The sequence below is a fragment of the Calditrichota bacterium genome, assembly GCA_013152715.1.
Taxonomy (GTDB): domain Bacteria; phylum Zhuqueibacterota; class Zhuqueibacteria; order Thermofontimicrobiales; family Thermofontimicrobiaceae; genus 4484-87.
The window spans coordinates 21,563-28,466 of the sequence record JAADFU010000063.1 but is presented as its reverse complement, the minus strand read 5'-3'; the positions used below and the strand labels follow the sequence as shown (position 1 = coordinate 28,466).

Genomic DNA, 6,904 nt, shown 5'->3' with positions numbered 1-6,904 from the left:
ATTGGCGCATAACACATATTTGTCCTTAAAAGTCCCTCCAAAGGCGGGTCTGCGACAAGAGAAAAAAGTGTCCTTGTTCGAAAAAGTGTGTGAATTTCGAAAAAAAGTTCTTTGACCAACGCATTTTTAGCATCTGACTTGGATTTCGGGAAACGGTTTTGACAGATTTTATTGTCTGCCCTTCAAACGCTTATCGGAGGTAGCTTTCACCAAAATTAAATTCAAATAAATTCATTTAAATATAATTTTGGATTCCCCGTGCTTCAACTACTTTTTTGACAATTTCTCATTGCGCTTAACTCTAACTGAGGGGGTTCAAAGATTACTAACGGTTACAAAAAATACTTGTATCATTTTACAAACGGTGCAAAATGAATAATATCAGCATTTCAAAAATAAGCAGAAATCTCTCAACGCTACTTGTGCTTTTTTTTTACTTCTGCTTTGTGTCTGCGCCACGACTACGAATGTTTCCAAAAGGATTCACAAATTCTGCCCGAGAAAATTAACAATACCGGCAAATCTTTCAATGATTACCTTGCTGAAAATTAGAAATTAGCTTTGGAGAAGAATAATGTAACTGTTGACTTTTTCACTTATTCCGGCGTGGAGTTGGATGAATCTGAAGTCAAAATAGATGAATTGATTAAAATATTTTCACCGGATATTGTTTTAACTTTTCAAGAGGCGGGCGTGTTGCTCGATAGATTGTACAGTCGGGCTTTTGTTGCAGGTGTTCTGTTAGATTCAAACATCTTTGACGCTGAAACGCAAAAAAGAATTTGGCAAGCAAATATCGAATGAGACTTCAGGGACGGGAATGACATTATCGCAAAATCCATAACCAAAAAGCTCATGGCGAAATTACAAGAGGACGGGATTTTAAAAAAATTCTGAAATTTAAGAATCTTAAAGCGGTTACGAACATCTTTTAACATATAGTCGCGGTTTTCATTTCCATCATCAAATATTGGAGGTCAAAATGACTGTAGCAAAAGTAACAGAAATCACCGCATCCTCAACAAAAAGTTTTGAAGATGCCATCCGCACCGGCGTCGAGCGCGCGAACAAAACGCTGAAAAACGTTCAGGGCGCCTGGATCAAAGAACAGAAAGTGAAAGTCGAAGACGGAAAAATTAAAGAATTCCGCGTCACGATGAAAGTCACCTTCGTGTTGACTGACTGATCTATTTTGGCGAAAAACTTCGCTGGGGAGCAAAATTTGCAGCCCGTCCGTTCAACGACCGGCTGCGAATTCTTTTTATTTTCCCCATTGGAAAAATATCAAAGCAACGGACAAACATTTTAACCATGCGGACAAAAATCATTTTTCTCATCGCGGTAATCTTTTTAGCGATAGCCACGACTTCGCCGGCGCAACGGCGAATCAAGCGCAGGGGCAAGGCGGAAATCATCGGCAGAATAAATTTTGAAAATCACAAAATCGACAACAACTATTCGCCGTTCGATCTGCAATCCGATTTTGGCACCATGCTTTCTCTGGGCACATTTTTCCCGTCAGCGCGCGTGAAAATTGTGGACACCAAGAGCGAGCACGGCAAAGTCATTCGCGTCAAATATCCCAAAGGCAGCCTGCGTTCCATGGCATCGGGCGCTTCCTGGGAGTGGAAAAATTTTGGCAAACACGAAGATTTGTACCTGAGCTTTTGGGTGAAATTTGCGCCGGATTTCGTGTTTCGCGCCGGAGGAAAATTGCACGGCCTCTGCGGCGGAAAGTGCAACACCGGCGGAGACAAACCCAACGGCCACGACGGCTGGAGCAGCCGCATTCACTGGGGACCTGGGAACACACTCAAAAATTACGTCTACCACAAAGATCAGCCCGGCAAATACGGACAGGTGCTTTTCTGGACGCACCGCCCGAAAACGGTCACGTTAAAAAAGGGGAAATTTGACAAAAAAATTGTCGAGAAAAATCGCGTCAAAATCAAACCCGGCGTGTGGTACCACGTCGCCACGCGCGTCAAGGTCAACCACATCGGCAACAGCGACGGCGTTGTCCAATCGTGGCTCAACGGCGAACTGGTGCTGGATGTGCGCGGTCTTGAATTTCGCGACAAAACTTGCAAAAAAAATGATCTGCTCATCGACACGATGTATTTTTCGACTTTCTTCGGCGGCAACTCGGAGAAATACAAACCCGTGAAAGACGAATACATCTTTTTTGATGATTTTGTGCTGTCGAAAAAACTGTATGTCCCGGAGATATTTGTTCACAGATGACAGCCACAAAGCTCAAACCATTTTTCAAAATTCCAACAAAAAAGCCCGATGGATTTCTCGGGCTTTAACATCAATAGTCAACAGCAGCCTGGCTTAAACTTCTGCAATGTCTTTCTTCATTTTCATTCGCTGCGATATCCGATTCGATGGAACGGATTGACCAAACTGGTGGCGATGTTCATCATGTGACCGGCGACGCGCTTCAGATAGCGCATGTACAAAGCAAATGCCACTGCGTCATTAGGTTTGAAATCCAAATCTTCAGATTTCAGAAGAGTCATGTTAATGCGATCGCATTGTTTTTTCACTTTCCAGAGTTCGTTGAGCAAAATTTTGGCGGGCGCGACTTCTCCGTCCTGAAAAGCCTGAATCAAAACACCAAAGTTCCGCGAAATAATTTCTTCAATGGATTTTACTTCTTCTTCCCACTTTTTCACTTCCAACCGCCCGGGATGATTTTGCGCCAAATCCACGATATTTTTCGTGTAATCTCCGATGCGCTCAATGTCGATGACAATGCTTATTAAAATCAAGCCCGGATTTAAATCGGACACATCGCTGACCGCCAGATGGGTCAAAACTTTTTTGCGGACGTCCCGCTCGTATTCATTTATTTTTACATCTTTCTCTTCAATATTAAGCGACAATTCTCCGGTGTCAGATTCGCGCAAGGATTTCACCGATTCGGTGAACATCTCCCCATCGTCGCGGAGCATCTCCAGCGATGCGTCCATGGCTTCTTCAATCAGATTTTTTCTGCGAAACAATTGCTGCAACTCTTTTAACATAGGCTCACCTCAAAAAGAATATGATTAAAAACGGTATCAGAAAGAAAACTATCAAAATATAAAAAACAGGGTATAACTTGCTTTTCAGTGTTAATTTTGCCATGGTTCTCGCCAGTTTGATGGGGACAAACTGGAACGGAAAAATCATTATTGTACCGAAAACATTGAACAACAAATGGGCAAATGCCACCGTTACCGCTGCGATATTGGCTGTCGCCAGCGACGCCAAAATCGCCGTCACTGTGGTGCCGATATTCGCGCCCAGCGTGTAGGGGAAAATCTGCTCCAGCGTCAAAATTCCCGCGCCGACCAGCGGCACAATCAATGAGGTCGTAATCGAACTGCTCTGCACGATGGAAGTCAAAATCAAGCCAAATAACAGGCTGATAAGCGCGTTCCTGAAAATCACTTTATCGAAGAAAACTTCCACCCTGCCGATGATCAATTTTTTGACGACTTTTGTGATGTAACGCAATGAAATGAATAACAAAATGAGTGCGAGGACGAGGAGAATTATGCCATTGTCTCCCGACAAATGAGAAACCTCGTGCACCACAGGTTTAGTAACCAGCTTGATCGGACTAATCGCCTCCAGACCGCCGGCATGTTGAAATGCATCTGCTAAAAATCGGGCGGAGTGTCCAAGAAAATCTGTAAAATATTGCAGAGGGAATAAAATCAAAACGGCCATGATATTAAAAAAATCATGCACAATCGCGCTGGAGAAAGCGCGTTCAAATTCTTCGCTGATAGAAATATGGCCGAGGGAAACGATGGTGTTAGTGACCGAAGTCCCGATGTTCGCGCCCATGATGATGGGAATGGCGTTGGAAATCGAAAGCGCGCCGACGCCAACCATGCCGACAACAATCGACGTCGTTGTCGAAGAACTCTGGATGACACTCGTCGCTAAAATTCCAATCACAAGTCCCACCAGCGGATTAGACGTCGTGCTCAGCAATTGCTCGGCAAAACCTTTGCCGAACAATTTGAACGAAGCCCCCAACATGGTGATGCTGAGAATGAAAATATAAAGAAGAACAAAAAGGAAAAAAACCTGGCCAATTCTTTCAACTATCCGGCGGAAAGGTTTTCCGTCAGATTTTCGAAGATATTCAATGAACCGGCTGCGCTTGCGGTTGTTAATAAAGCCTTTTTCATTTTGATCCATTTGCGTCCTCGTTGATGAACATTAGCGCTCAAAAAAATATTCACAAATATCAATGTGATGAAAATCACAAAATATTAAGCGAGGGCAAAATACGAAAAAAACTTTACAAATTCAACACCTTTCTGATTTTTTTCTGAAAATGAACTCATAAATTTGGGAAGCAGGGCGCTTTTTTTTATGCAGCAAAATGCTTAAAAAAAACCGGGTATTACTTCCGGGAATACCCGGCTAATGAATATTTTTCACCTGTAACATAGAATGAAAAATATCTGAACAACACGCGTCAAAATAAAGTTGTTGACAAATAAGCTAAATTGTAAACTTGTTCCGCCACTCGCTCGACTTTTACCAGGACACTCAGAAACAATAAGCTTTGCCTCGTCCGCGCCTTACCGGATTTAATGCGATCTACTTGATTCCGGTCGAGCTCGTGGACGTTTGCTTTGAGATCTTTTAATTTTTGTGCAATATGATCCACTTTGGCTGTTTGTTTTTTCTCGATAATTTCATGTGCGTCATTCACAAAACTTCTAAAAACTTCATTCATCTCTTTGAGTTCTGCTGCCTGTTCTTCATCCGGTGGGCGATGATGATTTTCGACGTGCGAGAGACTATTTCTTGTGAGCGACGTCAGATTCGCAGATATCACTTGGAGCGCGCCCATTATTCTGGCGTAATCTGTTTTGGTCGCCCTGCCTTCACCAACATTATTTTTCAGACATTGAAAAATGTCCCCAACGATGGAGTCATAATCTGCTTCTATTAATTGAGCCTGCTTCCTGGCATTTTTTAGTTGTCTTCTGTTGTTGCTAATCAATCCATTGTAACAGCTAGCGATCGTTTGCGTGGCAGTCTGAATATATTCATTCAATCTGCTTACAAGCTTGTCCGGCGTAATCGTGCCGTTTGTTCGATAGGCAATTTCGCCCTGACGCCGTTCATATTCTTCTTCTCGTTCGCGATGAACTTTTGTAGAACGATACATAAAATAAAAACCAAAGCCAATAAGCAAAATGATCGCCGGCAATTTCACGTAATAAATGAAAATTGAAAAAGCAAAACACGTAGTGAACGCAATGAACGCTGTCACAAACCAGCCGCCGAGAACAGTAAGAACGCCATTTACTCGATAAACCGCGCTGTCCCTTCCCCAGGACTTATCCGCAAATGACGTGGACATTGCCACCATAAAAGTCACAAAAGTAGTGGAAAGCGGTAATTTCAGCGCTGTGCCGAATGAAACGAGAGCTGTCGCAACCATCAAATTTACTGAGGCACGCAACAGGTCGAACGCCGGCAATTCTCCGTCTTCAGCAGGTGCTGGTTTAAATTGCGCCGGATTGATGCGCCTACTGATTGCCTGTAGCGAGCTATTCGGGATAATTTTTTTCATCAAATCACCCGTCGCAATGGCGATGCCGACAATTCCTCTTGCCAGGCCCGATGATTCAAATCTTTCGACGCCCTCATCCTGACGGCCCAGGTTCACTTCGGTTTTTGTGACAGATCTGGCCTTGCGTGATTTCCAGAGAGTTACCACCATAATCAAGCCGGCAAAAAGCAGAATCAACGTGTTGGCGCGCACAGGATTTTTTAGCGCCTCCATAGTAATTGTCATGGGATCTGCGTGCGCAGCAACGCCAATCTGGTAGGCGCTCAATGCTCCTAACGGCGCGCCGATGAAGTTCACCAAATCATTGGCGGCAAATGCCAGCGCAAGAGACAAAGTGCCGATTAACACCATTAGTTTCAACGCATTAACTTTGGTAAATGAAATTATAAATTGCCAGAATATCGTCCAGAAAACCAGACTGATCAAAAAGAATTCTTTCAAATGCATCATCATCCACATTTTGGCTTCGGGCGTCACCAGCGAAGAACCTTTCCCGCCTTTGAGAAAGATAAAGAAGCCAATGATAGTCAGAGTCATTCCCGAAAAAATTCCGCCAAAACGCTTGAATTGTTTTTCATAATTAAAAGTAAAAATGAGACGCGTGAAAAATTGAATAATGGAGCCAAAAATAAAAGCAAAAACGACCGAAAGACCGATGCCGGCAATAATCGTGATGACATTTTTGGTGTTAATGAAAGCAAAGACATTTTCTAATCGATCGCCGCTTTTTATTATTTTTATTAAAGCGATGGCAAATGCGCCGCCAAAAATTTCAAAAACAATGGAGACCGTTGTTGATGTGGGTAATGAAAAAGTATTGTAAAGATCAAGGAGCAAAATATCAGTCAACATCACTGCCAGAAAGATTATCATTACCTCATGCATCACATAATATTCCGGATTGAAAATTCCCTTTCTGGCAACCTCCATCATGCCGCTGGAGAAAGTCGTACCAATCAAAACGCCAACAGCCGCTACGGCTAAAATTGTGCTTCGTTTAGCTACTTTTGAGCCGATGGCAGAATTTAAAAAATTTACCGCATCATTGGAAACTCCCACGACAAGGTCGGCTATGGCGGTAGCGAATAAGATTACAAGAATGAATACATAAAATTCCACAAGTTTTCTCCTTTATTAAATTACCATTCGAGACGATAATTCAAGATACTGAGCAATGTCAAATGAGTAAAAAGTATGATGCTCCTTTCATTAACGCCGCCCAAATTAGAAATTTTATGTTACATCCATGTTACAGCGTGAAAAAAATGGCGCATGGTGAGCGAATGTGATCAGCGCCATTTGTGGCTC

General features: G+C 42.9%; 6 protein-coding genes. 3 read left to right on the top strand and 3 right to left on the bottom strand.

Going from position 1 to position 6,904, the window contains the following annotated elements:
- The first annotated feature begins 561 nt into the window (after positions 1–561).
- The 3 genes from GXO74_05155 to GXO74_05145 all read left to right on the top strand — a co-directional run bounded on the left by GXO74_05155 (position 562) and on the right by GXO74_05145 (position 2,244).
- Positions 562–804: a hypothetical protein gene (locus GXO74_05155; GenBank protein NOZ61047.1), complete on the top strand. Its 243-nt coding sequence runs from the start codon at positions 562–564 to the stop codon at positions 802–804.
- A gap of 178 nt (positions 805–982) precedes the next feature.
- Entirely contained in the window at positions 983–1,186 is a 204-nt protein-coding gene (locus GXO74_05150; protein NOZ61046.1) for a dodecin domain-containing protein, read from the top strand.
- A gap of 125 nt (positions 1,187–1,311) precedes the next feature.
- Positions 1,312–2,244 carry a hypothetical protein gene (locus tag GXO74_05145; protein NOZ61045.1) on the top strand — a complete coding sequence of 311 codons (933 nt, stop codon included), beginning with the start codon at positions 1,312–1,314 and terminating at the stop codon, positions 2,242–2,244.
- A 122-nt stretch (positions 2,245–2,366) separates the two neighbouring features.
- Here GXO74_05145 and GXO74_05140 read toward each other — a convergent pair whose 3' ends face one another.
- The 3 genes from GXO74_05140 to GXO74_05130 form a co-directional block, all read right to left on the bottom strand.
- Positions 2,367–3,032: a hypothetical protein gene (locus GXO74_05140; protein NOZ61044.1), complete on the bottom strand. Its 666-nt coding sequence runs from the start codon at positions 3,030–3,032 to the stop codon at positions 2,367–2,369.
- 4 nt (positions 3,033–3,036) lie between these two features.
- On the bottom strand, positions 3,037–4,203 hold the full coding sequence (locus GXO74_05135; protein ID NOZ61043.1) for a hypothetical protein: 1,167 nt from the start codon (positions 4,201–4,203) through the stop codon (positions 3,037–3,039).
- 283 nt (positions 4,204–4,486) lie between these two features.
- Entirely contained in the window at positions 4,487–6,715 is a 2,229-nt protein-coding gene (locus tag GXO74_05130) for an inorganic phosphate transporter (GenBank protein NOZ61042.1), read from the bottom strand.
- Positions 6,716–6,904: the final 189 nt, after the last annotated feature.

Bases quoted from the DNA above. Each gene is read 5' to 3' on its own strand.
- GXO74_05150 (NOZ61046.1), top strand. From the start codon at position 983: ATGACTGTAGCAAAAGTAACAGAAATCACCGCATCCTCAACAAAAAGT.
- GXO74_05145 (NOZ61045.1), top strand. From the start codon at position 1,312: ATGCGGACAAAAATCATTTTTCTCATCGCGGTAATCTTTTTAGCGATA.
- GXO74_05140 (NOZ61044.1), bottom strand. From the start codon at position 3,032: ATGTTAAAAGAGTTGCAGCAATTGTTTCGCAGAAAAAATCTGATTGAA.
- GXO74_05135 (NOZ61043.1), bottom strand. From the start codon at position 4,203: ATGGATCAAAATGAAAAAGGCTTTATTAACAACCGCAAGCGCAGCCGG.